Origin of the sequence: Acinetobacter parvus DSM 16617 = CIP 108168, assembly GCF_000368025.1 — a bacterium.
Taxonomy (GTDB): domain Bacteria; phylum Pseudomonadota; class Gammaproteobacteria; order Pseudomonadales; family Moraxellaceae; genus Acinetobacter; species Acinetobacter parvus.
The window spans coordinates 540,373-564,750 of record NZ_KB849212.1; the positions used below are offsets into that span (position 1 = coordinate 540,373).

Genomic DNA, 24,378 nt, shown 5'->3' on the forward strand with positions numbered 1-24,378 from the left:
GTTATTGCTCCAATAATTTTAAAATCTCTGCCGCTGCCGTTTGTTCGGCAAAACGACGACTTGAGCCCTCGCCTATAATTTTTGGCAGTCCCGCTACATCACATTCCACTTTGAAATGTTGATTAGGGGCATCACCCTGAATATCTACAACCTCGTAAACTGGGAGAGGTTTTTTACGTGCTTGTAAATACTCTTGCAAACGTGATTTCGGGTCTTTCAGTTGATCTGTCGGTTCAATATAATCCAGATAAGGCTCATACCATTTTAGCACAATGCGTTCCAACAGGTTGAGATCATTGCTGTCCAAATAAATGGCACCAATAATTGCTTCAACTGTATCAGCCAGAATTGACTCTCGGTGATGTCCACCCGATTTTAACTCGCCTGTGCTTAAAATTAATGACCGACTCAATTGTAAGTCATTTGCAATTTTCCCCAATGCTTCCTGTCGAACCAAAGTCGCACGCATCCGCGTTAAGCGACCTTCATTTTCAAGTGGGTAGGTATGGTAAAGATAATTGGCAACAATCATCCCTAATAATGAATCGCCTAGAAATTCCAGGCGTTCATAATTGTGCTTTTGACTCACAGAACGATGGGTCAATGCCAGTTTTAACAAATCAAGGTGTTTAAACTGGTGACCAATTCGCCCTTGCAGACGTGCATCATTGAGCTTGTTTGGCAGATTTTTGGTCAAAAGTCTTCTCAAAGGTCATCACTAAACTAATATTCAGCATGAAAGGCTTACGCACTTCATACTTTTTCTTAACAATTAAATCATCTTTATAAGTAACCTGTGCAACATCCTTGAAACGAAGATCCCGAACCCCATTCATATCCAGACGCTGATCCATCTGAGCTGCGAACTTAGTTGGTGTAATATTCTCAGGACTATCCTTTAATAGACCTTCAATTTGAGAATCTATAATTCGATCATCCCAATATGCTGGCCAGATTGCGATTGATGCCTTTACAGCAATCGCAAATAGAACCACCCCAAATAAAATTGCAATATACGAAGCGCCTTGTTGAGATTTACGCATCTGTAGTATGTCCTATACGTTTTATTTATTAGTCAATCTTACCATTTCGGCTGAAACTTGGAAGATTGAAACCAGGTTCTTTATGCATCCATACATAAAAAGCACGCCCTGTTAAATTGGCTTCTGGGACAAAACCCCAAAAACGGCTATCAGCGCTTTGGTCACGGTTATCCCCCATCGCAAAATACTGGCCTTGTGGTACAGTCACTTCCCAATCCCGTCCATTACTTTTAATAAACACATCATTGGCTTTTGCCACAAATGGCACTAATGCTTCAGCGCCCTTTAACTGAGCAAACTGGAACTGTTCAGCCAAAGGATTACGCCCATCCAGATAACGGATCAGATGCTGATGCTCACCTAAAGTCTCTTTAAAATAATATACGGTTGGCGTTTCAAGTTGATCCTTTTCACGTTTAACCTCAGTAGCAACTTTTGCAATTTGCTGACCATTAATGATTAGCTGCCCATCTTTAAACTGAATATGGTCACCAGGCAAACCCACTACACGCTTGATATAACTAATAGTAGGCTGTGGTGGATAACGGAACACGATGACTTCACCGCGCTTTGGTTCACCAATATTAATTATTTTGGTATTTATAATCGGCAAACGTACACCGTAATCAAACTTATTCACCAAAATAAAGTCACCTGTTTCCAAGGTAGGCACCATAGAGTCAGATGGGATATTAAATGGCTCATAGAGGAAAGAACGTAGCACCAACACCACAGCCAATACTGGCCAGAAATCATACGCCCATGTGATCACAAAGTTTTCCTGATCACGTCCCTTATTTGCACGTTGTTTCAGTACAAACTTGTCAAGCAACCACACGATAAAAAATATCAGTGTGACTGGAACGAGAATCAAATTAAAATCAAAATCCATGAGCGATTCCTAAGTCTTTTTCTATCGATCAACTTTTAATACAGCCAAGAACGCTTCCTGTGGAATTTCGACACTTCCCACCTGTTTCATGCGTTTCTTACCTTCTTTTTGTTTCGAAAGCAGTTTCTTCTTACGAGACACGTCACCACCATAACATTTTGCCAAAACGTTCTTACGCATGGCTTTAACGGTAGAACGTGCAATGATTTGCGCACCAATAGCTGCCTGAATCGCCACATCATACATTTGGCGGGGAATCAGGTCTTTCATCTTCTCAACCAGTGCGATACCACGATGGCGGGCATCCTGACGGTGACAAATCATCGCCAAGGCATCCACCTTTTCGCTATTAATTAACACGTCAACCTTAACCAGAGATGAACTCTCAAAACGGACAAAGTTATAATCCAGTGAAGCAAAGCCACGAGAACATGATTTCAACTTGTCAAAGAAATCCATAACCACCTCAGCCATTGGAATTTCAAAGGTGATGGATACCTGATTACCCAGGAATTTCATATCTTTTTGCACACCACGACGCTCAATACACAAGGTCATGACATTGCCCAGATATTCCTGTGGCACAAGAATATGACATTCTGCAATCGGCTCACGTAAGTCTTCAACTGTTGAACCATCTGGCATTTTCGATGGGCTATCGATATAAATAATGTCGCCTTTCTTGGTCAATGCTTCATAAATTACAGTTGGCGCAGAACTAATCAGGTCAAGATCATATTCACGTTCCAAACGTTCCTGCACAATTTCCATATGCAGCATCCCCAAGAAGCCGCAACGGAAACCAAAACCTAAAGCATCAGAGCTTTCTGGTTCAAAGAATAAAGCTGAATCATTAATCTGGAGTTTTTGCAGAGCCTCACGGAATGGCTCGAAATCACTGGCATCAATTGGGAAAAGCCCAGCATACACCTGTGGCTTCACTTTCTTAAAGCCTGGAAGTATTGCAACATCGGGAGTAGATGAAAGCGTGATGGTATCACCGACTGGTGCACCAAAAATATCCTTGATACCCGCAATGACAAAACCAACCTCACCTGCCTCAAGCAAATCAGTTTCAGTATGTTTTGGATTAAACACACCTACCGATGTCACAGGATGCGTTTGTCCAGTTGATTTCACCAGCATCTTGTCGCCCTTACGGATACGACCCTGTTTAATGCGGACAAGCGAGACAACACCCAAATAGTTGTCAAACCATGAGTCAATGATCAACGCCTGCAACGGCGCATCACGGTCACCTTCTGGTGCTGGAATCACATCGACCAGACGCTCTAAAACGCCCTCAACCCCTAAACCTGTTTTTGCAGAACAGGTTGGCGCATCTGTTGCCTCAATCCCGATAATTTCTTCAATCTCATGGATGACACGCTCAGGTTCAGCCTGAGGTAAATCAATCTTGTTCAGGATGGGCAATACTTCCAAGCCTTGCTCAATTGCGGTATAACAGTTTGCAACAGATTGAGCCTCAACTCCCTGTGCCGCATCCACGACTAGCAATGCACCTTCACATGCAGCCAAGGAACGTGACACTTCATAAGAAAAGTCAACGTGCCCTGGCGTATCAATAAAGTTGAGTTGATATTCCTGACCATTCGGATGCGTATAGTACAACGTGACCGACGCAGCCTTAATGGTAATCCCACGTTCACGCTCAAGCTCCATGGAGTCTAGCACCTGAGCCTGCATCTCACGATCCTGTAAGCCGCCACACATTTGAATGAAACGGTCAGCCAGTGTTGACTTACCGTGGTCAATGTGAGCAATAATCGAGAAATTTCGTATATTTTTGATATCTACGGATTTTTTAGCTTGCGCCATGGGTTACCTTGAGAAAATAGAACGCCTGATACTTTAAAAAAGCAATAGGCCAAAGCGGTTTAACAAAATTGTTGCCGATTATAACAGAACAGCTTTTCAAAGTATCCAAAATAATGAGTTTCATTTAAAGGCTTCATGGTTCACGCAACACCTTCATTCATTCCATAGCAGCATAGGAAATTGAAAAATCCATCGGATTCAAATCAGCTGGAATGGGTTGGTAGGCATGGGTAAAACTTGGTGACATGCGTTTTGGACGACCTGTGGCAATTTCAATACAGGCCCATTTAGTGTTACCAACGAACAGGATACTTTGATCCTTGGGACGGTAAAATGCATACTGGCGAAAAGAATATAATGCATTAATATCATTAAGCCACGTCCTTAAGATGACTTCCTCCCCCTCAAGTGCAGCTTTACGATATTGCACATGGTGTTCAACCGCGACCATCGCATGATTGAGTTCCAGATATTGTGCCAGCCCCAAACCCAATGCTTCGATATGCGCCTCAGCAACATCTTGCATCCACTGGATATACATCACATTGTTGACATGCCCAAGTACATCAATATGTGCTGGCTGAACCTGTATTTTTAAATCAAAAATGGTACTCATTGGTCTGATATTTCATTCGTCAAAGTTTCGTTGCATACACTAGTCTAAACCCATCGTCATTACAAAATAAAAACCACCCCAATGAGGAGTGGTCTTAAAAATCAAGATGAATTACTGAAGACGCAAACCAACAATTGCACGTTGCCCCTGACGGATAATCACAATACGGGCCACACTATTTTTTGGCAATGCTGCAATTGCCTTAGCAAATGCCTGACTATTGGCAACAGGTGTGCTGTTGACTTGTACAATCACATCCCCCGCAACCAGATTCGACAATGAAGCCAAACCACCACGTTTCACCTCACGGACCAAAGCACCACCATTAACATTTAAACGGCTTTGTTCAGCTTCCGTCAAGTCACGGATATTCATACCCAAGCCATTGGTTGGATTATTTTTATCCTCAGCCGCAGGTGTATCATCTGGCGCCACACTTAAAGTCGCAGAAATTGTACGGATCTTGTCATCTCTCAGAACTTCCAGCTGGATGGTCTGGTTTGGTGCAATACGGTTTAAGCGATAAATCAGGTCGCTGGTACGGCTAATGCTATTACCATCCAGTTTTAAAATGACATCACCTGGTTTTAGGCCTGCTTTTTCAGCAGGAGATTTTGGCGAAACCTGATTAATCAATGATCCTTCTGGTTTTGGCAGTTTATAGGCATCGGCCAAGTTGCGGTCAATATCCTGCAACATCACCCCCAAATAAGAACGCGTTACCTTACCACTGGTTTTCAGCTGCTGCACAACATCCATCGCCACATCAATTGGGATAGAGAAAGACAAGCCCATATAACCACCCGTACCACTAAAGATACGCGAGTTTACACCCACTACCTCACCACGCTGGTTAAACAATGGACCACCAGAGTTGCCTGGGTTTAAGGCTGCATCGGTCTGAATAAATGGAACTGACGTTTCACCACTCATATTACGTGACTTTGCGCTGACGATGCCTGCCGATGCTGAGTAATCAAAGCCAAAAGGAGAACCTATCGCCAACACAGGTTCACCCACTTTTAGCTGATTTGAATCACCAATTTTCAGTTCAGGGAAACTCGCGCCATTCACTTTTAGCAAGGCAATATCAGTGCGCTCATCACTTCCAACTAAGGTCGCATCAAGCTCACGACGGTCATTTAAGGTAATGGTAATACGTGAGGCATCGTCAATGACATGACGATTGGTTAACAGATAGCCATCCTTGCTGATAAAAAACGCACTGCCGTAAGCCGTTTTTTCCTGTGGCCCCTGCTGTTGGGGAATAATCACCTGATTACCAAAAAAACGGCGTAAAATTTCGGGAACCTGTTGCTGCAACAACTCTTCCTGAGTCATTTTCTTCACAACATTCACACTCACCACAGCAGGGCTAACCTGCTCAACGAGACTTGAAAAATCTACTGGCGATGCAGCATTGACTTGAGCAGCTGCCACCGTAAATACCGCAGCATACATTCCTTGTTGTAAATAGCGACTTTTCATGAAGCAAGAACCTACATACTGATGATCAAATAAAATTCAAGATTATGTTTTTATCACAACCCTAGCATTCTTTTCGTAAAAATATGTTTATATTTTCAAGGTATACAACGAAATAGAATGGCAGAATGTGAATAAATTGTGGAGTTCCACCTCAATCTTCACTCTCAGCCATGTTTTACCATGGGAAGCCTTAAAAAAAGATTAAAACAGTGTTCCAAATCGTAATTGACCTATATTTATATAGATCTGCTAAATTATGGCAAGCAATTAAAATAAACTTATTCGCTAAAATTTCATTCAATTCCAGGCAGATTGGCACTTGCCTTTTTCATTAAAAAGCGTTGTCATTAGCGAACGTTTGAAAATGAAGCAGATCGTCATGCCTGATTTAGAAACAATTCACCATTTTGATGTGATTATTGTAGGCAGTGGTGGTGCGGGCCTAAGCCTCGCACTCTCTTTACCGAGTCATTACAACATTGCAATTTTGGCAAAGGCGGCGCTCACGGAAGCCAGTACCTTTTATGCTCAGGGCGGTGTTGCTGCGGTACTGAACGAGACTGATTCCATTCAACAACACATTAGTGACACGATGATTGCAGGCGCACATTTATGTGAAATGGATGCCGTCAAACATACCGTTGAGGGTGGCAAACCCTCTGTTGACTTCCTGCTGAAACAAGGTGTGCAGTTCACACTGGATGATGACGAGCAATTACACCTTACCCGTGAAGGGGGGCACTCGCAACGCCGTATCATCCATTCAGCGGATGCAACAGGCAAAGCAATTTCAACCACATTGGTTGAACGCGCCAAAGAACGCGACAACATCACCATTTTTGAAAATTACATTGCAATTGACCTGATCACCTTGCATAAACTTGGCCACCAGAACCAGCCTAACCGTGCAATTGGCTTATATGCCCTGGATGAAAGTGCTGAACAGGTTCATACGTTTCTAGCCCCTTTCACCGCTTTGGCTTGTGGCGGTGCAATGAAAGCCTATCTATATACCTCAAACCCTGACATCGCAACGGGTGATGGTATTGCAATGGCCTATCGTGCGGGTTGCCGTGTTGCCAATATGGAATTCAACCAGTTCCACCCAACCTGCTTATATCATCCCAAAGCACGTTCGTTCCTGATTACTGAAGCAATGCGTGGTGAAGGGGCTTATCTGCGTTTACCTGATGGTGAACGTTTTATGCTGCGTTTTGATGAACGTGCCGAACTTGCCCCCCGTGATATTGTGGCCCGTGCCATTGACTACGAGATCAAGCGTTTGGGTATCCGCCATGTATGGCTGGACATTACCCATAAATCACCAGAGTTTATTACCGAACACTTCCCTACACTCTATGCACGCCTGCTAGAGCTTGGTATTGACATTACCAAGGACATGATTCCTGTTGTACCTGCTGCCCACTATACCTGTGGTGGTGTGATGGTAGATTCCAGCAGCCACACCGATTTGACAGGTTTGTATGCCATTGGTGAAACCTCCTACACAGGTCTACACGGTGCAAACCGTATGGCGAGCAACTCCTTACTTGAGTGCTTTGTGTATGGCATGAGTGCGGCGGAAGATATTGAACAGAAATTTGATGAGGGCTTTAAATTCCCTGAGGTTCCTGCGTGGGATGAATCACAGGTCACCGATGCGGATGAAGATGTGGTGATTCTGCAAAACTGGGATGAATTGCGTTCAACCATGTGGAACTATGTGGGAATTGTACGGACGACCAAACGTTTACAACGTGCCCTGCACCGTATTGAAATGTTAAAACGTGAAATCACGGAGTATTATCAGGACTATCGTGTCAGCAAGAACCTGATTGAATTGCGTAATCTGGTGCTTGTTTCTGAGATGATTGTTCGCTGTGCCATGCAACGCAAGGAATCCCGTGGTCTGCATTACACGCTGGATTATCCTGAACTCTCCAGTGAAATTCGTAAAACTGTTCTGACACCACCAAATTTTGCAGTGGAACAGCCATTGGTGAATGAGTAATTATATTTATTCGATGTAAAACAGCTTCTAAGCAAGCTGTTTTACATAATTTAGGGCGTCTTCAAACACAAGCTCAGCATTCTGTGTGGCATCCAGTCGCTTAATCCGTTCAGGTTCAGCCTGCCACAAGCTTTCATATCCTGTCCGCACCTTGGTAAAGAAGCTCAGCTTTTCCTGCTCAAAACGATCCAGTGCCCCACGCTCTCTGGCACGGGTCATACCCAGTTCAATCGGCGCATCCAACCAAAAAGTAATATTCGGCATATGGGAAACGAAAGTCTGGTTAAGTAGCTGCAATTTTTTCTGACTTAAACCACGCCCAGCACATTGATAGGCAAAACTGGCATCGGTAAAACGGTCACTTAACACAATCTTGCCAGCCTCCAAAGCTGGAACAATCACCTGCTGTAAATGTTGCGCCCGTGCCGCATAAATCAATAACAGCTCAGTATCATGGCTCATTTGTTCTTCATGATTCACCGCCAACAGCAACGAGCGAATCTGTTCCGCCAATGGCGTTCCACCTGGTTCGCGGGTGAGCTGCACCTGTTTACCCTGCTGTTCAAAGTACTGGTGAATTTTGCGAATCAGCGTGGTTTTGCCCACACCTTCCGTTCCTTCAAAACTAATAAACATCATTCACCCTGATTTTTCTTTGAACGTAACACAGTTAAATATTCCTGTACCGCACGGTTATGCTCTTCCAACGATGCTGTAAATTTATGTCCACCATTGCCTGTGGCAACAAAATAAAGATTTTTTGAGTCATCTGGATGCATGGCAGCCTCAATTGCTTTTTTACTTGGCAAAGCAATTGGCGTTGGTGGCAATCCGTTAATAGTATAGGTGTTATACGCTGTTGGGGTACGTAAGTCATTACGGGTGATATTCCCTTTATATTGATCACCCATGCCATAAATCACGGTTGGGTCTGTTTGCAGACGCATTCCGATTTGCAGGCGACGCACAAACACACCTGAAACCTGTTGCAACTCACTGTCCAGACTGGTTTCCTTTTCAATAATCGAAGCCATGATCAATGCTTCATACTTATCTTTGTAAGGGAGATTCGCCGCTTTATTTGCCCATGCCTCATCCAGTGATTTCATTTGACGGCGGTATAAATCGGTCAGGATTTTTTTGTCCGTTTCACCTTTTGCGAAGAAATACGTATCAGGTGCAAACAAGCCTTCTGGATGTGAATATGGAATGTCCAGCTCCTTAAGCAATTGATCCTGTGGCAAATCCAGAATGGTTTTGCTGACATTTGGGTCTTTTTTAAGATTCTGAACCAGTTGCTTAAACGTTGTTCCCTCAATCACCAGAATACGGTTCATCTGTGCATTTTCAGCATTCGACAACATATCCAGCACCTGACGAACACTCATGCCATGAGTGACTTCATACACACCCGCTTTCATACTGTCATGAATCATGAACTTCTGGTACAGCTTTAATATTATCGGAAAATTCACCTTATTTTCTTTTGCAAGACGGTCAATAAATCTGGAATAGGTATCGCCCGAAGAAATGACCAAAAGCTGTTTCTTGCCCTCAACAGGATAATTCTTAAACAGGCTTGTGCCCACAATGCTCAACAGGATGACAAGTAAAATAATGATCGCGCCCAAAAATGCTTTCACTGGAAATCTGGATTTCGGCGTGGCTTTCGGTTTTTTATTGCTTTTGCTTGAATTTGGCGGCTTTGGCATATTAATCAATCTGGTTCAGTTTTAAAGTTTTAAATAAATCAAGACAAGGTTGTTGCTCTAAAGCTCGATCATGAAATCGAACAACCGCTTTCATCGGGTGCAAGGCATTACAGAAAAATAGGCTTTGAATCTGCCCAAGCTCATCTATTCCAATATAGCGTTGCTCACATTCAATCTGTGATTGCTGCATTCGCGACAGGATAGTTGCCCGCATGACACCGTGCACGCCATTATAACGAAGTTCTGGCGTAATCCACCGTCCATTTATACGAATAAAACAATTACTGCTCACGCCTTCAACAATATAACCCTGTACATCACTGACCAATGCCTCAAGCCAACCCTGCTGGTCTGCTTCCTGTTTCAATAACACCTGTTCCAAACGGTTCAGGGTTTTTAAGCCCACCAGATTCGGCATGGTCAGGCCCAAAGCACGATTTAGCATGCCACTGGCAATCCATTCAGGCTGGAAAGCCTGCAATGTGGCTGGATAATACCAAAGGTAAATATCGGCGGGATGCAAAGGCAAGCTATAGCCACGGTTTCCCTCTCCACGACTAATCACGATCTTTAAGGTGCCGTTTAAGCTTGAATGCTGTTGTTGCAACTGCTCGATTGATTTTTCAATTTGAGATAAATCAGCATCCAGACTCAGGTTCTGGCAAGCTAGTTTTAAACGTGCAAAGTGCAATTCTTTTAGTTCAAAATTTTCCTGAAAAATACGTGCTGTGGTAAAGCAGCCATCTCCATAGTGAAATGCCCGATCAAGTAAAGGAATAGAATCAATGAATTGTCCATTTTTATAGCATTGCATGATTCAAACACCTTTCAACCCAAATAGTCCACATGATTAACAATAAATAACTCTTTGATTTTAAATAATTATACCAACTTAAGCAGTGAAATAAAAATTTATTATTTATCAATAATTCAGCATAGCTTATCTATTTTATGCAATTGCATTTTTTTCATATCAAATTCGTTTTTAATTATTTTTTTTGCAAAAAAACTGGCGTTATGCTGCATCCATATTCCAAACATTCATTTAGTTTCAAGGGGTTTTTCATGCGTTTATCTCAGTTAAAAGTTGGTGTCATTGCCGCATTACTCTCAGTGTCTTCTTTTGCAGCACAAGAGTTTTTAAATGTCTCTTATGACCCAACCCGCGAGCTTTATACCGATTTCAACAAGCAGTTTGGTGCTTTCTGGAAACAGCGTACAGGTCAGGACATTGACTTCAAACAATCCCATGGTGGTTCAGGCAAACAGGCCCGTGCCGTGATTGATGGCTTAAATGCTGATGTGGTGACACTTGCCCTTGCAGCAGATATTGATGAAATTGCTGAAAATGCAAAATTGCTTCCAGCAGACTGGCAGAAGAAACTGCCAAATAACTCAACACCTTATACCTCAACCATCGTTTTCCTTGTGCGTAAAGACAACCCTAAACAGATTAAAGATTGGGGCGACCTGGTTAAACCAGGTGTAGAAATCATTACCCCGAACCCTAAAACTTCAGGTGGTGCGCGCTGGAACTATTTGGCAGCATGGGCTTGGGCAAAACACCAGAAAGGTGGTAATGATGCCAAGGCACAGGAATTCGTACGCCAGATTTATAAACAAACCAAGGTGCTTGATTCAGGTGCCCGTGGTTCAACCACGACCTTTGCTGAACGTGGCATCGGTGACGTGTTGCTGGCTTGGGAAAATGAAGCATTCCTTGCCGTACGTGAGCAGCCAGGCAAGTTTGAAATTGTGACTCCATCACTTTCAATTCTTGCTGAGCCACCTGTGGCCGTGGTTGAGAAAAATGCCGAGAAGAAAGGCAACCTGCAAATTGCCCGTGGTTACCTGAACTATCTCTATTCACCAGCGGGTCAGGAAATTGCAGCGCGTAACTTCTACCGTCCTCGCAACGCAGCTGTTTTAAAGAAATATAGCACCACTTTTAAGCCTCTGAAGCTTGTGACAATTGATAAAGAGTTTGGTGGCTGGACCAAGGTACAAAAAACCCACTTTGACAACGGCGGTATTTTTGACCAGATCGTTAAGACCAATAGTACAGGCAAATAATAAACTCTCCTTGCGCTGTAGTTGATAACAGCGCAAGGGGGAAGTTAAGAAGGAGAATAGACATGGTTCATACAGTCATTGTTCCTGGTGTTGGTGGCAGTGAAGCACAACATTGGCAGTCGTGGTTACAACAGCAACTCGTGTCTAGTTCTCGTGTGCAGCAAAAACACTGGGACCGACCAGTATTAAATGAATGGGTTGCCCAGTTTGTCAAAACAGTTGCAGCAATTAAATCGCCTGTGCAAATCGTTGCACACAGTTTTGGTTGCCTGACCAGTGTTGCGGCTCTTGCTGAACATCCTGAACTCAGGGCAAAGGTGAAAAACCTGATTCTGGTGGCACCTGCCAACCCTGCCCGTTTTGGTGAAAGTGGCTTTGCCCGTCATAGTCTGACGGTCTACAAGCAATATTTTCATCAGCTCAGCATTGATGTGCCGACCACATTATTGATTAGTGAAAATGATCCATGGCTGGGTTATGTCGATGCGTTACAGCTTGCACAGGCATGGAAACTCACTCCGATTAATCTGGGTCAGGTTGGTCATATCAATGTGGCATCTGGGTTTGGTCCTTTTCCTGAAATCCTCAATTACATGCTGCCCGAAAAAAAGATGCAGCCTGTAAACCGAATGAGTCAGGCAAATTTTAACCTGAAATTTGCCTAAGCTCAGCTCTTCATACCTTTAGTTTTCGCGTTATTTATTTGCTTACTGGTCTTTAGCAAGCATCTCTCATCTTGAGGAAATATCATGTCGCAGCGTTCCCGAGTGCTGTCTGGGTTTGGTCTCTCTTTAGGCTTTACCCTCGCTTACGTGTCTTTCATTGTGCTTATTCCTTTATCTGCTGTGTTTATCAAATCTTTTGGGATTGGATGGGACGGATTATGGGAAATCTTAACTTCTGAACGAATTTTAAAGTCTCTACAACTAAGCTTTAGTGCTGCCCTGATTGCCGCCACAGTCAATGTGATTTTTGGCTTATTACTGGCATGGTGCTTGGTACGTTATAGCTTTCCAGGCAAAAGAATTGTCGATGCACTGGTAGATCTTCCTTTTGCGTTACCCACTGCGGTTGCAGGTATTGCCCTCACCTCACTGTATGCAAAAAATGGCTGGATTGGACAATATCTTGAACCTTTAGGTATTCATGTGGCCTATACCCCGCTGGGTATTACCCTTGCCCTGATCTTTATTGGCCTGCCTTTTGTGGTGCGTACCGTACAACCTGTACTCAGCGACATTGAAACGGAGCTTGAAGAAGCGGCTTCTGCACTGGGCGCAAATCGCTGGCAAACCATTAGTAAGGTGATTCTGCCAATTTTATTCCCTGCATTACTGACAGGTTTTGCGCTGGCATTTGCCCGTGGTGTTGGTGAATATGGTTCAGTTATTTTCATCGCAGGGAATATGCCATATAAGACCGAGATTGCACCATTGATGATTATTTCCCGTCTGGAAGAATATGATTATGCAGGTGCAACCACCATTGCCGTGGTGATGCTGGTTCTCTCCTTTGCCATCCTATTTTTAATTAACTTATTACAGGCATGGGCAAGCCGCCGTACAGGAAGAGTTGCACAATGAGCTTAAATAACAATAGCAATGCATTGGCACTCAAGTTACAGACCCGCGATGCAACCCGTGAACCGACCTGGGTACGTTATACGCTGATCACCGTGGCAATGATTTTCTTTCTGAGCTGCCTGATTTTGCCGCTGATTCTGGTGTTTGTAGAAGCGTTTAAACAAGGGATTGAAGTGTATATCAATGCCTTGACCGATTCAGATACCCTGTCTGCGGTGAAGCTGACTTTATTAACCGCTGCAATTGCCGTTCCAATCAATGTGGTATTCGGGGTTGCCGCGGCATGGGCAGTGGCTAAGTTTCAATTCCGTGGCAAGGCCATCCTCACCACCATTATTGATATGCCGTTTTCGGTTTCCCCTGTCATTGCAGGTTTAATGCTGGTGTTGATTTTCGGTACACAAGGCTGGATTGGTGGCTGGTTAATGGATCATGACATCAAGATTCTATATGCCGTTCCCGCAATTGTATTGGCGACCATTTTTATTACCGTTCCTTTTGTTGCACGTGAACTGATTCCACTCATGGAAGCGCAAGGCACAGAGGAAGAAGAAGCTGCGATTGTTTTGGGTGCTTCAGGCTGGCAAACCTTTTGGAAAGTGACCCTGCCAAATATTAAATGGGGTCTGATTTACGGTGTGATTCTATGTAATGCCCGTGCAATGGGTGAGTTTGGTGCGGTATCGGTGGTGTCAGGACATATTCGTGGCCAAACCAATACCTTACCGTTACACGTTGAGATTCTTTATAACGAATATACCTTTAGTGCTGCATTTGCTGTGTCTTCATTACTGGCATTTTTAGCGATTATTACCCTGATTTTGAAAACATGGTTAGAAATCCGTCAAGACCAAGCCAACGAACATCAGCCAAATACATAAGGAATGAACACATGAGTATTCAAGTTAAAAATATTGAAAAACACTTTGGTGCATTCCATGCGCTAAAAAACATCTCCCTAGACTTTCCTGAGGGTGAACTGGTTGCATTGCTGGGTCCATCTGGCTGCGGTAAAACCACACTGTTACGCATCATCGCAGGACTTGAATCTGCGGATGGCGGTCAGGTCTTGCTTGAGGGTGAAGATGCCACCAACATCCATGTGCGTGAGCGTCAGGTCGGTTTTGTGTTCCAGCATTATGCTCTGTTCCGCCACATGACTGTGTTTGATAATATCGCTTTTGGTTTACGCGTGCGCCCACGTGCCACCCGTCCAACAGAAGCTGAAATTAAAAAACGTGTGACTCGTTTATTGGACTTGGTGCAATTGAGATTTCTGGCTGACCGTTACCCTGCCCAACTTTCGGGTGGTCAACGTCAACGGATCGCCTTAGCCCGTGCTTTAGCAGTTGAACCCCGTGTCTTATTACTGGATGAACCGTTTGGCGCACTAGATGCCAAAGTGCGTAAGGAACTACGCCGCTGGTTGCGTACCCTGCATGATGAACTACATATCACTTCCATCTTTGTGACCCATGATCAGGAAGAGGCGCTGGAAGTTGCCGATCAAATCATTGTGATGAACAAAGGTGATGTTGAACAAATTGGTTCACCACGTGAAGTGTATGAAAAACCCGCTACACCGTTTGTATTTGACTTTTTAGGTCAAGCCAATCGTTTTGAGGGGGAACACAGCGGCGGGACCATCCACATTGGTGATGATCGTATTCAGCTTCCAAATACCTTAGATGCACCGCAAGGCAAAGTGATCGCCTTTGCACGACCAAATGAACTACATATTCATGCACAACCACAGCCCAATACCATTGAGGCAACGTTTCTACGTGAAGTCTGGATTGCTGGTAAAGTCATTGCTGAATTACAAGATCGCAGTGGACGTAACATCGAAATTTTATTAAGTGTAGAAGAAGCGAATTTACATCAATTCAAGCCAAATCAGACCGTTTGGATTAGCGCGGCTCAACTGCACTTATTTGCAGACCAAACAACGCAAGTGGCTTAAAATAATATATGGAGGAACACTAAACTTCCCTACTGAACTTTAGTTGTTCCCCACCTTTTATGTGGAAAAATATTTATGAACTTTCAACAACTCAGAATTATTCGGGAAACTGTTCGTCAAAACTTTAATTTAACCGAAGCGTCTGCGGCACTTTATACCTCCCAGTCAGGTGTCAGTAAACACATTAAAGATTTAGAAGATGAACTCGGCGTACAATTGTTTGTGCGTAAAGGCAAGCGTTTACTGGGGCTCACTGAACCAGGCCAATCATTATTGAGTATTGTTGAACGGATGCTGGTCGATGCAGACAATATCAAGCGTCTTGCCGATGACTTTAACAAGGTAGATGAAGGAACACTGACCATTGCCACCACCCATACTCAGGCACGTTATATACTTCCACCGATTGTAAATCAGTTCAAGAAATTATTTCCAAAGGTTCACTTGGTCTTACAACAGGCCAGTCCAGTAGAAATTGCAGAAATGCTACTTCAGGGCGAGGCGGATATTGGCATCGCAACGGAATCATTAACCACAGAGGAAAATCTTGCAAGCGTGCCTTATTATGAATGGCATCATAGTATCATTACACCTAAAGATCACCCATTGGCCAAATTGGACAAAATTAGCCTTGAGGTCTTGGCGGAATATCCGTTAATTACCTATCATGGCGGTTTTACAGGGCGTTCCAAGATTGACAAAGCTTTTGAAGATGCGCAACTGCATGCTGACATTGTGATGTCTGCACTTGATGCCGATGTCATCAAGACCTATGTTGAACTGAATATGGGCGTAGGTATTGTCAATGATGTCGCCTATGATGCTGAGCGGGATTATCGTCTGCAACAGATCAAAACCGATATTTTTGGTGCCAATACCACTTGGATCGCAGTTCGCAAAGGTCATTTACTGCGTGGTTATGGTTATGAATTTATCTCGTTATGCTCGCCTAAAACAGATATCAAGGCGTTAAAAAAGGTTGCTTATCCTGAAGAGTAATCATAGAAACTCATCTTTGAATCTTTTCTTCTAAAAATTTAGAGCATAAAAAAACGGGCATAAAGCCCGTTCTTTTTTAAATGGTTTAGAAGCTAAAGCTCACACCCACTTTTGCAACTGGCATCCACTCATATTTACTTTTGTTTTCAATATTGCGTTCTTCTTTCGCAATTTCATCATTCAAGCTAGCACCGCTACCATTAGTAGCTGTACCACCATTTACGTTTTGTAAAGTTGCTGTTGGATTGCCAGTATAGTAAGCACCTACCTCACCAAATACACCAATATTTTTATAGACTTGTGGTGCAAAACCAAAACCTAAATATGGTGCGATATCGTTGTCATACTTCATATCACCTTTCAAATGAATATTTGAGTCAGCGTTGAAGTCTGTTTTGTTAATCGTAAAGTTACGGCCTTGAGAAATACGGCGATCCAATTTGTATTCATTATCGATATATGCCACACCTGCCGCAACATATAGCGAACGCGCTAAACTCTCACTTGCGCCCCATGGATAAAGTTCAGCATTTAAATATGTCAGGTTATTATCCATATCTAGATCATATTTGGAGCCATTGATAGAGAGATCATCAGACCAAGAAATATCACCGCCGTTATAACCTAAAGTTACACCAACGTATGGATTGACACGGTAAGAAATCGCACCACCATAACCAGTCGTACCAACTTCAGCACGAACTGAAACTGGAGCTAAGTAAGAAGGTAATCCATAAGCTGATTCTTTAACAATTTGCTCATCTGCAAAAGCAGTACCTGCAATTGCTGTTAATACACCAGCCGCTAACATAACGCGTAAAGTTTTCATCGAAGTCTCCTTAAAAAATACTTTTCTTAAATATAATTGTTACCGTGGTTTTATATTACAATAATGATTCATATCTTTTTATACAGAAACTGATTACTTTTTGTTATTTTTTGTTACAAATTCAGAATAATTATATATTTCAAAATAATGTATAAAAAACAATTAAATCCGAATTTATTACAATTTTATTGCTTAATTTTAAAACACTTTATTGTAACGACTTTTTTCAAAGATTCTTCGATCAAATTAGTGTAAAATCTTTAAAATTTTTTTTGGATGAAGGAAGATCATGTCTCAGCTTTCTACGATCATTGAGCAAGCATTTGAAGACCGTGCCAACTATAGCGCAGCGGACTGCCCTACAGAAATTCGTCAAGCCGTTGAGGAAGCATTAACTGGTTTAGACAACGGTACACTTCGTGTGGCTGAAAAGATTGATGGTGAGTGGGTTGTTCACCAGTGGTTAAAAAAAGCCGTTTTACTTTCATTCAAACTGAATGACAACCAGCCAATCGAAGCATGTGACCTACAGTTCTATGACAAGGTGGCAACCAAATACTCAGGTTGGACTGAAGAGCAGTTTAAAGCAGCTGGCGTGCGTGTTGTTCCTCCTGCGGTTGCGCGTCGTGGTAGCTTCCAAGCGAAAAATGTCGTATTAATGCCGTCTTATGTCAATATCGGTGCGTATGTTGACGAAGGTACCATGGTAGATACATGGGCAACTGTTGGTTCATGTGCGCAAATTGGTAAAAATGTACATTTATCTGGTGGTGTAGGTATTGGCGGTGTATTAGAACCATTACAGGCGAATCCAACCATCATTGAAGACAACTGCTTCATCGGCGCGCGTTCTGAAATTGTAGAAGGCGTAATTGTTGGTGAAGGCTCTGTAATCTCTATGGGCGTATTCATCGGTCAATCGACTAAGATCTATGACCGTGAAACTGGCGAGATTCATTATGGTCGAGTACCAGCAGGTTCTGTGGTTGTTGCGGGCAGTCTGCCATCTAAGTGTGGTACCTACAGCCTTTATGCCGCGATTATCGTGAAAAAAGTGGATGCAAAAACACGTGCAAAAACCAGCTTGAATGACTTGTTACGCGCTGACTAAGCAACTCTAACCCCGTTATTTTTCGTCTCTACAATCAGTCATGGTTGTAGGGATTTTGTTCTTTTATATGGTGTGGTTCTGAATCTATGGCTTCCTTACGTTCTTCTGCAATTCCTGTCTCCGATCCTGCGGCTGGTTTACGCATTACCGAGATTTTTTATTCCTTGCAAGGCGAAGCGAACACTTTTGGTTTACCTACCGTTTTTATTCGCCTGACAGGTTGCCCATTACGTTGCAGTTATTGTGATACCACCTATTCATTTGAGGGCGGTGAACGTCTGTCACTTGAACACATCATTGAAACAGCAAGCCAGCATAAAACGCCTTATATCTGCGTCACAGGTGGTGAGCCACTAGCACAACCGAATTGCTTAATACTATTACAGCGCCTGTGTGACCTGGGTTTTCAGGTGTCGCTTGAAACCAGTGGTGCGTTAGATGTTTCAAAGGTAGAGCCACGTGTTTCCAAAGTGCTGGATTTAAAGACACCGACATCAAAAGAAGACCATCGTAATCTACTAACCAATCTTGACTATTTAACCCAGCACGACCAAATTAAGTTTGTGATTTGTAATCGTGAGGATTATGAATGGTCGAAGCAACAGTTGATCAATTTTCAATTGCAGGATAAGGTCAGTACCGTTTGGTTCTCCCCTGCCTTTGCCGTTGAAAAAGGTGCGGCTGTCCTGCCTGCTCTTGCGCGTGACCTGGCACAGTGGATTTTAGATGACCATCTCCCTGTTCGCTTCCAATTACAGTTACATAAGCTGTTATGGAATGATGAATCTGGTCGCTAAACAGTTCAAAATCGGTTCATTTTCGAACTTGCTTTCATTAAATATATTTAGGTTGAATCATGGAAAATAATATGCGTTCCCGTGCCATCGTATTATTGTCTGGCGGCTTAGACTCGACAACATGTCTCGCTTGGGCACAAGCAAACTATGACTGTATCGCCATTAGTTTTATGTATGGTCAACGCTCTACAACTGAGCTTGATGCAGCTAAGGCACTTGCACAACGAGCAGGTGTTGAGCACCGCGTCATTAATATTGATCTTGGCAATCTGGGTGGTTCAGCACTTACAGACCATAACATTGATGTACCTGAACAATTACAGGAAGGTATTCCTGTAACTTATGTTCCTGCACGTAACACAATTTTCCTGTCCTATGCGCTTGCCGCCGCTGAGGTTTTTGATGCCGAAGCCATCGTGATTGGGGTCAATGCTGTTGATTATTCAGGATATCCTGACTGTCGTCCTGAGTTTATTGATGCATTTGCCAATCTTGCGCGTTTGGCAACAAAAGCGGGTGTGGAAGGAAAACCCCTGAAAATTGAAACACCTTTGTTACATTTATCCAAAGCGAATATTATACGCTTAGGTATCGAACATGGCGTAGACTATAGCCAAACAGTATCCTGCTATCAGGCAGATGCTCAAGGACGTGCGTGTAGCAAATGCGACAGTTGCCGTTTACGTCAACAAGGTTTTATCGAAGCAGGTATTGCGGATCCTACACGTTATACCGAATAGACGATATAGGGTTATAATTAGGTACAATATATGAAGTTTTTTAAATCAAATCTTATTCTTTCCACCATGATGTCGGCGGCTGCCCTACTTGCAACGGCAACCCATGCTGCGGATGAGAATCCACTCAAAGCTGCGTATAAAAGTACCAATGTCAAATCTGCATTGATCAATGTGTGTAAAGACCAGACCACAAAGGGTGGAAAACTGACAGCGGCAGAAGTCAGCAAATTCTGTTCTTGTAATATTGAGGCACAGGGCAAAGTAACTGAAGCACAAAAATGGGAAATTCAAAGTGCAATCAATGCCAATAAAAGCCCAAGCTCCCTTGCCTTTGTACAGCAACAGAATAAGGATTTACAGGCTTGCCTAGGCGCACCACTTGTCACCAAGCTAGAAAAGTTGACTCAGGAAGCAATGAAAGCTGCCCAGCAACAGGCACCTAAAAAATAATCCTGCGCTGTTGTAAACAAGGCCTGCATTGATGCAGGCTTTTTTGTAGGTTCTGTTAAACTTTCCTTTATGCTGAAAAAGGGGGAGAATTCCATACCACTGTGATTGAGGGGGCGGATTTTTAACAAAGCTATTCCTGTACGTCATGGAAATATTGTTTATGATGAAGAATATGTTTTTTTAGCCCTTGAATCAGATCAAATTTAGCTTTGGCAAAGGATACAAAATGTCTGAACAGATCCAGCTACCCAATCAAACCTTTCCAGCCACTCAGGGCGAAATCAACCTAGCCGAACTCACAAATGAATGGCTGGTATTATATTTTTACCCAAAAGATTCAACCCCTGGCTGTACAACCCAGGCGGTTGGCTTTTCCTGCCTAAAAGACCAGTTTGATGGATTGAACTGTAAGATCATTGGTGTATCCCGCGATTCAGTCAAGGCACACCAGAACTTTACCGAAAAACAGGCACTGACCATTGACCTGATTAGCGATAAGGAAGAAGTGCTTTGTAAGCACTTCGATGTGATTAAGGAAAAAAATATGTATGGCAAACAGGTGATAGGGATTGAACGCTCTACCTTTATTTTCCATAATAAACAACTAGTTAAAAGCTATAGAAAAGTAAAAGCGGCGGGACATGCCGAACAGGTGCTTGAAGATTTAAAAACACTACAGGCAGCTTCGTAAACCCTGAATACAAGAGGCAAGTTTCACTTGCTTTTTTATTGAGGAAAAATTGCTCGCCTGTTTGGGCTTGGGGTATGATAAAAACGTTAAAATAATTCAACCAAAGGCATTTAAATGAGTCAGTTCAAGGTATTTATCTCGTTGCCTTTTTATCTTTTTATCTCAACATGTGGGGCGAGTTCAACCACAATGCCACAGGATATTGCTACGCCCGTTCGCCAAATTCAAAAACCCGCCCTGGAAATAAGCTGTCAGGATTTACAGAATCCAGCCTATCAGCAGGTCATCATGAATGCGATTAATGAAATTCGGCAACATCCACGTCAATGTGGGCAACAATATTTTGCTGCTGTGGCACCGCTGAGATGGAATAGCGGTCTGCATAGGAGTTCTCTTGCCCACGCACAGGATATGGCGGAACATAATTTTCTGGGTCATACCAGTAGCACAGGCTTGAATTTAAGGTCACGTCTTCAACTGTATCAGGTTAAAACACGTGGTGGCGGTGAGAATGTGGCACGGGGCCAAAAGAATCTGGATGAAGTCATGGCAACCTGGGGCAGCAGCCCTGTGCATTGCAGCAACCTGATGCAGTCAAAATTTACCGATTACGCAGTTGCCTGTAGCTTTGATGAATCGGAAAAACCCAAGGCATACTGGGTGCAACAATTTGGTGTTCGTTAAGAGGAAGCATGATCCAGTCTGGTACATTCACTACCCCCAAAATTGAAAAAATAGACTGGGAAACTCTGGAACTCAGTATCACCGATCCATTTTCAAACCGAATCATCTTTTGGGAAGATGCTTAATCTCCCTACCTGATGATGCCTCAATATTGGAACGGTCATTGGCATTAAACTTTTGTTGTAAGGTCTGGTAAGTTGATGTTTTTTGAAATTCTTCAAGAAAATAGACTGTGCCTTTAGGGAAAAATTCAGTCTGAATCTCACCTCGATAATAGGCTTCTCGCATAGGCGTAGCGGAAATAGAATCCTTTAAGCTATCTAACTCAACCATTTCCCATTCTGGAAATAAAGCTAAATAATACGAAGATTCATCTTTGAAGTGACCAATCAAACCTACTTTTGCATTTGGCTGAACCACTTTATTGACTAAATCTTTAACCTGTTTAACCCATTTTTCATCGTTATACACATCGACTACATGGACAAAGTGAATCCGTTTTTGCTCATCCTCAGGGAAATTGGCAAGAATCATTTGCTCACGTTCATGGGCTAAAAATGGATTTTTGATATTCCGTTCTGATTGTGCTGAACCTAATGCCAATATCACATGCTGACTTTGCTGCAACGCAATTTCAATCGTTTGTAGATGTGCCAAATGAAAAGGCTGAAAGCGTCCAATAAAAACAAGATAGTCAAATGTGTACATAGGCGTAATTTCACTTTTTGTGAACTCATCAGTTGCACCATGTAACGCAAATATGCGACATAATGAGAGCACTTAAAAAATCAATCTGGATTAAAGCAAGGATAGTACGATGACACTTAGCTGTATTCAACAACCTCATCAACATTTGCAAGCAAATTTAGAAGATGGCGTACTCACCTTAGCCATTAACCGTTCAGAAGCAAAGAATGCACTTTACGGCGAACTTTATCTATGGATTGCAAAAGCATTAGATGAAGCCGATACAAATAAAGATGTACGTGTTGTGATTTTACGTGGTGCAGAACAAGATTTTACTGCGGGTAATGACATGAAAGACTTCATGGGCTTTATGCAAAAGCCATATGAAGGCAAAGCGGGTGATCAACCTCCATTTGTATTATTAAAAGCTGCGGCTCGTTTTTCTAAGCCACTCATTATCGCAGTGAAAGGTGTTGCAATTGGTATTGGTGTAACAATCTTATTACATGCTGATATTGTATTTGCAGACAATACTGCCCTATTCCAAATTCCATTCGTAAGCCTAGGTCTTTCTCCAGAAGGTGCTGCGAGTCGTTTATTAGTGAAGCAAGCAGGCTATCAAAAAGCGGCTGAATTATTATTCACAGCGAAGAAATTTGATGCAGCAACAGCAGTAAAAGCAAATCTTGTAAATGACGTTGTTGAAGATCCCTATGCAACCGCTCAACAAACCGCTCAACATTTAGCAGCATTACCTTTAGCATCTCTAAAACAAAGCAAAGCGCTCATGAAAAAAGACTTAGCTGAAATTATTGCTTGTATCGATGAAGAAGCTGAAATCTTTATGCAACGTGTCCGCTCACCTGAAATGATGGAAGCGGTACAGGCATTTATGCAAAAACGTAAACCTGACTTCTCACAGTTCAATTAATGAGGTAATCACTCATTAATGAAAAAAACCACTTCATTGCAAAATCGAGGTGGTTTTTTTATTGAACGTCCCAATTTAAATATAAAATAACTTTAGGATGACACTTTCCTCATGTCAGAACACACACAAACTGAAAAGAAACGTTATTACGAAGCCGCGCCACAGGACATTGATGTTGACAATTTCCGTAAGGTGATTGAAAGCCGTCGTTCAGTACGTAAGTTCACGGATAAACCGATTCCAAGTGAAATTTTAGATGAATGCTTAGATTTGGCGTTGCTTGCACCCAATTCATCAAACTTACAGCCTTGGACATTCTATGTGGTGCAAAATCCGAGTAAGAAAAAGCAACTGGTTAAAGCGTGTTTAGGACAACTTGCTGCTAAAACTGCCTCAGAATTGATCGTATGCGTAGCGCGTACAGATCGTGTTGATGAAATGGCAAAACGCAATATTAGTGAATTTCCATTTCCTGAAGCCCCTGCAATGGTACAAAAATATTACCGCTTTATTCCGTACAACTATAAAACTGGTTATTTCAATGCATTAGGTAACTTTAAAAAAGTTGCATTTAAAGTAGCCCGCACACTTGATAAACAACTTCCTGTAACTGCATTTAACCCTGCCGATGCCAAATTATGGGCAACTAAAACCACAGCTTTAGCCTGTGAAAACCTTGTATTGGCATTACGTGCCTATGGTTTTGATAGTTGTATGATGGAAGGTTTTGATGAACCTTTGGTTCGTAAAATCCTGAAACTCAATGATCAACAATATCCTGTCATGGTGATTGGTGCTGGTGAGCGTGCTACAGATGGTGTGTTTTTCCCGCAATATCGTTTTGACCGTGATTTATTTATTCAAAAAGTCTAAAAAATTATTCAATATCTAATATTTGAATAAACTCAAAGGCAGGCTCTTCATAAGGATGGCTTGCCTTTAATGCTTTTGCGACAGCACGTGCCTTTTCTTCTGTAACAATGGTTTCTACCCGCCATTCCTCAAGCTGTTCCAGTTCATCCAACTGCCCTAAAAATGGATTTGCACCTTTAACCGGCTTAAACTGCCCGATGCCTTTCACTTGCCATGCACAGTGTTCATAATTCCCTATCCCACCTGCACCCGCTTCAAAAACAGCAAGTTTGGTTGATTCAAGATGTGATTCAGGTACATAATAAATAAGTTTTAGCATATTCTTTTTGATTTCATTGTTCTTGTTCATTCATCGTTATTTTATAT

The 24,378-nt window shown here is 42.6% G+C and carries 27 protein-coding genes and 2 pseudogenes; 17 read left to right on the forward strand and 12 right to left on the reverse strand.

What is annotated here, in order from left to right; genetic code table 11:
- Position 1: 1 nt before the first annotated feature.
- The 6 genes from rnc to F988_RS09160 form a co-directional block, all read right to left on the reverse strand.
- Positions 2–697, reverse strand: a complete 696-nt coding sequence (rnc, locus tag F988_RS09135; RefSeq protein WP_004682647.1) for a ribonuclease III — start codon at positions 695–697, stop codon at positions 2–4.
- Positions 666–1,043 (reverse strand): DUF4845 domain-containing protein, encoded by a 378-nt coding sequence (locus F988_RS09140; protein ID WP_004682648.1) that lies wholly within the window; start codon positions 1,041–1,043, stop codon positions 666–668. Before F988_RS09140 ends, rnc begins: the two co-directional genes overlap by 32 nt.
- Before the next feature lie 28 nt (positions 1,044–1,071).
- Entirely contained in the window at positions 1,072–1,935 is an 864-nt protein-coding gene (gene lepB / locus F988_RS09145; protein ID WP_004682649.1) for a signal peptidase I, read from the reverse strand.
- Between the two features lie 21 nt (positions 1,936–1,956).
- A complete protein-coding gene (lepA, locus tag F988_RS09150) occupies positions 1,957–3,774 on the reverse strand; it encodes a translation elongation factor 4 (RefSeq protein ID WP_004682650.1) in 1,818 nt (605 codons plus the stop codon).
- 157 nt (positions 3,775–3,931) lie between these two features.
- Positions 3,932–4,390, reverse strand: a complete 459-nt coding sequence (locus tag F988_RS09155) for an acyl-CoA thioesterase (protein WP_004682651.1) — start codon at positions 4,388–4,390, stop codon at positions 3,932–3,934.
- A gap of 111 nt (positions 4,391–4,501) precedes the next feature.
- Positions 4,502–5,878 carry a Do family serine endopeptidase gene (locus F988_RS09160; RefSeq protein WP_004682652.1) on the reverse strand — a complete coding sequence of 459 codons (1,377 nt, stop codon included), beginning with the start codon at positions 5,876–5,878 and terminating at the stop codon, positions 4,502–4,504.
- Between the two features lie 373 nt (positions 5,879–6,251).
- On the opposite strand from F988_RS09160, the gene nadB reads away from it, so the two are divergent.
- Complete coding sequence (gene nadB, locus F988_RS09165) at positions 6,252–7,889, forward strand: L-aspartate oxidase (RefSeq protein ID WP_171055680.1); 1,638 nt, start codon at positions 6,252–6,254, stop codon at positions 7,887–7,889.
- Between the two features lie 27 nt (positions 7,890–7,916).
- On the opposite strand, the gene tmk is transcribed toward nadB, so the two are convergent.
- The 3 genes from tmk to pabC are packed head-to-tail and all read right to left on the reverse strand — an operon-like array spanning position 7,917 to position 10,415.
- Positions 7,917–8,525, reverse strand: a complete 609-nt coding sequence (tmk, locus tag F988_RS09170; RefSeq protein WP_004682654.1) for a dTMP kinase — start codon at positions 8,523–8,525, stop codon at positions 7,917–7,919.
- The gene (gene mltG / locus F988_RS09175) at positions 8,525–9,601 is read right to left on the reverse strand and encodes an endolytic transglycosylase MltG (RefSeq protein ID WP_004682655.1); all 1,077 of its coding nucleotides are present in this window, start codon (positions 9,599–9,601) and stop codon (positions 8,525–8,527) included. Before mltG ends, tmk begins: the two co-directional genes overlap by 1 nt.
- 1 nt (position 9,602) lies before the next feature.
- On the reverse strand, positions 9,603–10,415 hold the full coding sequence (gene pabC, locus F988_RS09180; RefSeq protein ID WP_004682656.1) for an aminodeoxychorismate lyase: 813 nt from the start codon (positions 10,413–10,415) through the stop codon (positions 9,603–9,605).
- A gap of 251 nt (positions 10,416–10,666) precedes the next feature.
- Here pabC and F988_RS09185 point away from each other — a divergent pair, with 251 nt between their 5' ends.
- The 6 genes from F988_RS09185 (at position 10,667) to F988_RS09210 (ending at position 16,219) form a co-directional block, all read left to right on the forward strand.
- Positions 10,667–11,674, forward strand: coding sequence for a sulfate ABC transporter substrate-binding protein (locus tag F988_RS09185; RefSeq protein ID WP_004682657.1), 1,008 nt, complete (start codon positions 10,667–10,669; stop codon positions 11,672–11,674).
- 62 nt (positions 11,675–11,736) lie between these two features.
- On the forward strand, positions 11,737–12,339 hold the full coding sequence (locus tag F988_RS09190; protein ID WP_004682658.1) for an RBBP9/YdeN family alpha/beta hydrolase: 603 nt from the start codon (positions 11,737–11,739) through the stop codon (positions 12,337–12,339).
- 84 nt (positions 12,340–12,423) lie between these two features.
- On the forward strand, positions 12,424–13,257 hold the full coding sequence (gene cysT / locus F988_RS09195) for a sulfate ABC transporter permease subunit CysT (RefSeq protein WP_004682659.1): 834 nt from the start codon (positions 12,424–12,426) through the stop codon (positions 13,255–13,257).
- Positions 13,254–14,138 carry a sulfate ABC transporter permease subunit CysW gene (gene cysW / locus F988_RS09200; RefSeq protein ID WP_004682660.1) on the forward strand — a complete coding sequence of 295 codons (885 nt, stop codon included), beginning with the start codon at positions 13,254–13,256 and terminating at the stop codon, positions 14,136–14,138. Before cysT ends, cysW begins: the two co-directional genes overlap by 4 nt.
- Before the next feature lie 11 nt (positions 14,139–14,149).
- On the forward strand, positions 14,150–15,220 hold the full coding sequence (locus F988_RS09205; RefSeq protein ID WP_004682661.1) for a sulfate/molybdate ABC transporter ATP-binding protein: 1,071 nt from the start codon (positions 14,150–14,152) through the stop codon (positions 15,218–15,220).
- Positions 15,221–15,295: 75 nt separating this feature from the next.
- Positions 15,296–16,219 carry a CysB family HTH-type transcriptional regulator gene (locus tag F988_RS09210; RefSeq protein WP_004682663.1) on the forward strand — a complete coding sequence of 308 codons (924 nt, stop codon included), beginning with the start codon at positions 15,296–15,298 and terminating at the stop codon, positions 16,217–16,219.
- 85 nt (positions 16,220–16,304) lie between these two features.
- Here F988_RS09210 and carO read toward each other — a convergent pair whose 3' ends face one another.
- Positions 16,305–17,048: an ornithine uptake porin CarO gene (carO, locus tag F988_RS09215; protein WP_004682664.1), complete on the reverse strand. Its 744-nt coding sequence runs from the start codon at positions 17,046–17,048 to the stop codon at positions 16,305–16,307.
- Positions 17,049–17,337: 289 nt separating this feature from the next.
- Here carO and dapD point away from each other — a divergent pair, with 289 nt between their 5' ends.
- The 8 genes and pseudogenes from dapD to F988_RS15295 all read left to right on the forward strand — a co-directional run.
- Entirely contained in the window at positions 17,338–18,159 is an 822-nt protein-coding gene (gene dapD, locus F988_RS09220) for a 2,3,4,5-tetrahydropyridine-2,6-dicarboxylate N-succinyltransferase (protein WP_004682665.1), read from the forward strand.
- A gap of 86 nt (positions 18,160–18,245) precedes the next feature.
- On the forward strand, positions 18,246–18,956 hold the full coding sequence (gene queE, locus F988_RS09225) for a 7-carboxy-7-deazaguanine synthase QueE (RefSeq protein WP_004682666.1): 711 nt from the start codon (positions 18,246–18,248) through the stop codon (positions 18,954–18,956).
- Positions 18,957–19,027: 71 nt separating this feature from the next.
- On the forward strand, positions 19,028–19,696 hold the full coding sequence (gene queC, locus F988_RS09230; protein ID WP_010589178.1) for a 7-cyano-7-deazaguanine synthase QueC: 669 nt from the start codon (positions 19,028–19,030) through the stop codon (positions 19,694–19,696).
- Positions 19,697–19,726: 30 nt separating this feature from the next.
- Entirely contained in the window at positions 19,727–20,146 is a 420-nt protein-coding gene (locus tag F988_RS09235) for a hypothetical protein (protein ID WP_004682668.1), read from the forward strand.
- A gap of 77 nt (positions 20,147–20,223) precedes the next feature.
- A pseudogene (locus tag F988_RS14660) lies at positions 20,224–20,353 on the forward strand (diphthine--ammonia ligase); the annotation flags it as partial.
- 19 nt (positions 20,354–20,372) lie between these two features.
- Positions 20,373–20,837, forward strand: a complete 465-nt coding sequence (locus F988_RS09240) for a peroxiredoxin (protein WP_004676870.1) — start codon at positions 20,373–20,375, stop codon at positions 20,835–20,837.
- A 114-nt stretch (positions 20,838–20,951) separates the two neighbouring features.
- Complete coding sequence (locus F988_RS09245; RefSeq protein ID WP_004682669.1) at positions 20,952–21,521, forward strand: CAP domain-containing protein; 570 nt, start codon at positions 20,952–20,954, stop codon at positions 21,519–21,521.
- Between the two features lie 26 nt (positions 21,522–21,547).
- Positions 21,548–21,646: pseudogene (locus tag F988_RS15295) on the forward strand (glyoxalase superfamily protein); the annotation flags it as partial.
- Here F988_RS15295 and F988_RS09250 read toward each other — a convergent pair.
- Positions 21,624–22,229 carry a nicotinate-nicotinamide nucleotide adenylyltransferase gene (locus tag F988_RS09250; protein WP_004676866.1) on the reverse strand — a complete coding sequence of 202 codons (606 nt, stop codon included), beginning with the start codon at positions 22,227–22,229 and terminating at the stop codon, positions 21,624–21,626. The pseudogene F988_RS15295 and the gene F988_RS09250 overlap by 23 nt on opposite strands.
- Before the next feature lie 109 nt (positions 22,230–22,338).
- On the opposite strand from F988_RS09250, the gene F988_RS09255 reads away from it, so the two are divergent.
- Positions 22,339–23,139: an enoyl-CoA hydratase-related protein gene (locus F988_RS09255; protein WP_004682671.1), complete on the forward strand. Its 801-nt coding sequence runs from the start codon at positions 22,339–22,341 to the stop codon at positions 23,137–23,139.
- Between the two features lie 111 nt (positions 23,140–23,250).
- Complete coding sequence (locus tag F988_RS09260) at positions 23,251–24,012, forward strand: nitroreductase family protein (RefSeq protein WP_004682672.1); 762 nt, start codon at positions 23,251–23,253, stop codon at positions 24,010–24,012.
- A 4-nt stretch (positions 24,013–24,016) separates the two neighbouring features.
- On the opposite strand, the gene F988_RS09265 is transcribed toward F988_RS09260, so the two are convergent.
- Positions 24,017–24,331, reverse strand: coding sequence for a YqfO family protein (locus F988_RS09265; RefSeq protein WP_010589174.1), 315 nt, complete (start codon positions 24,329–24,331; stop codon positions 24,017–24,019).
- Positions 24,332–24,378: the final 47 nt, after the last annotated feature.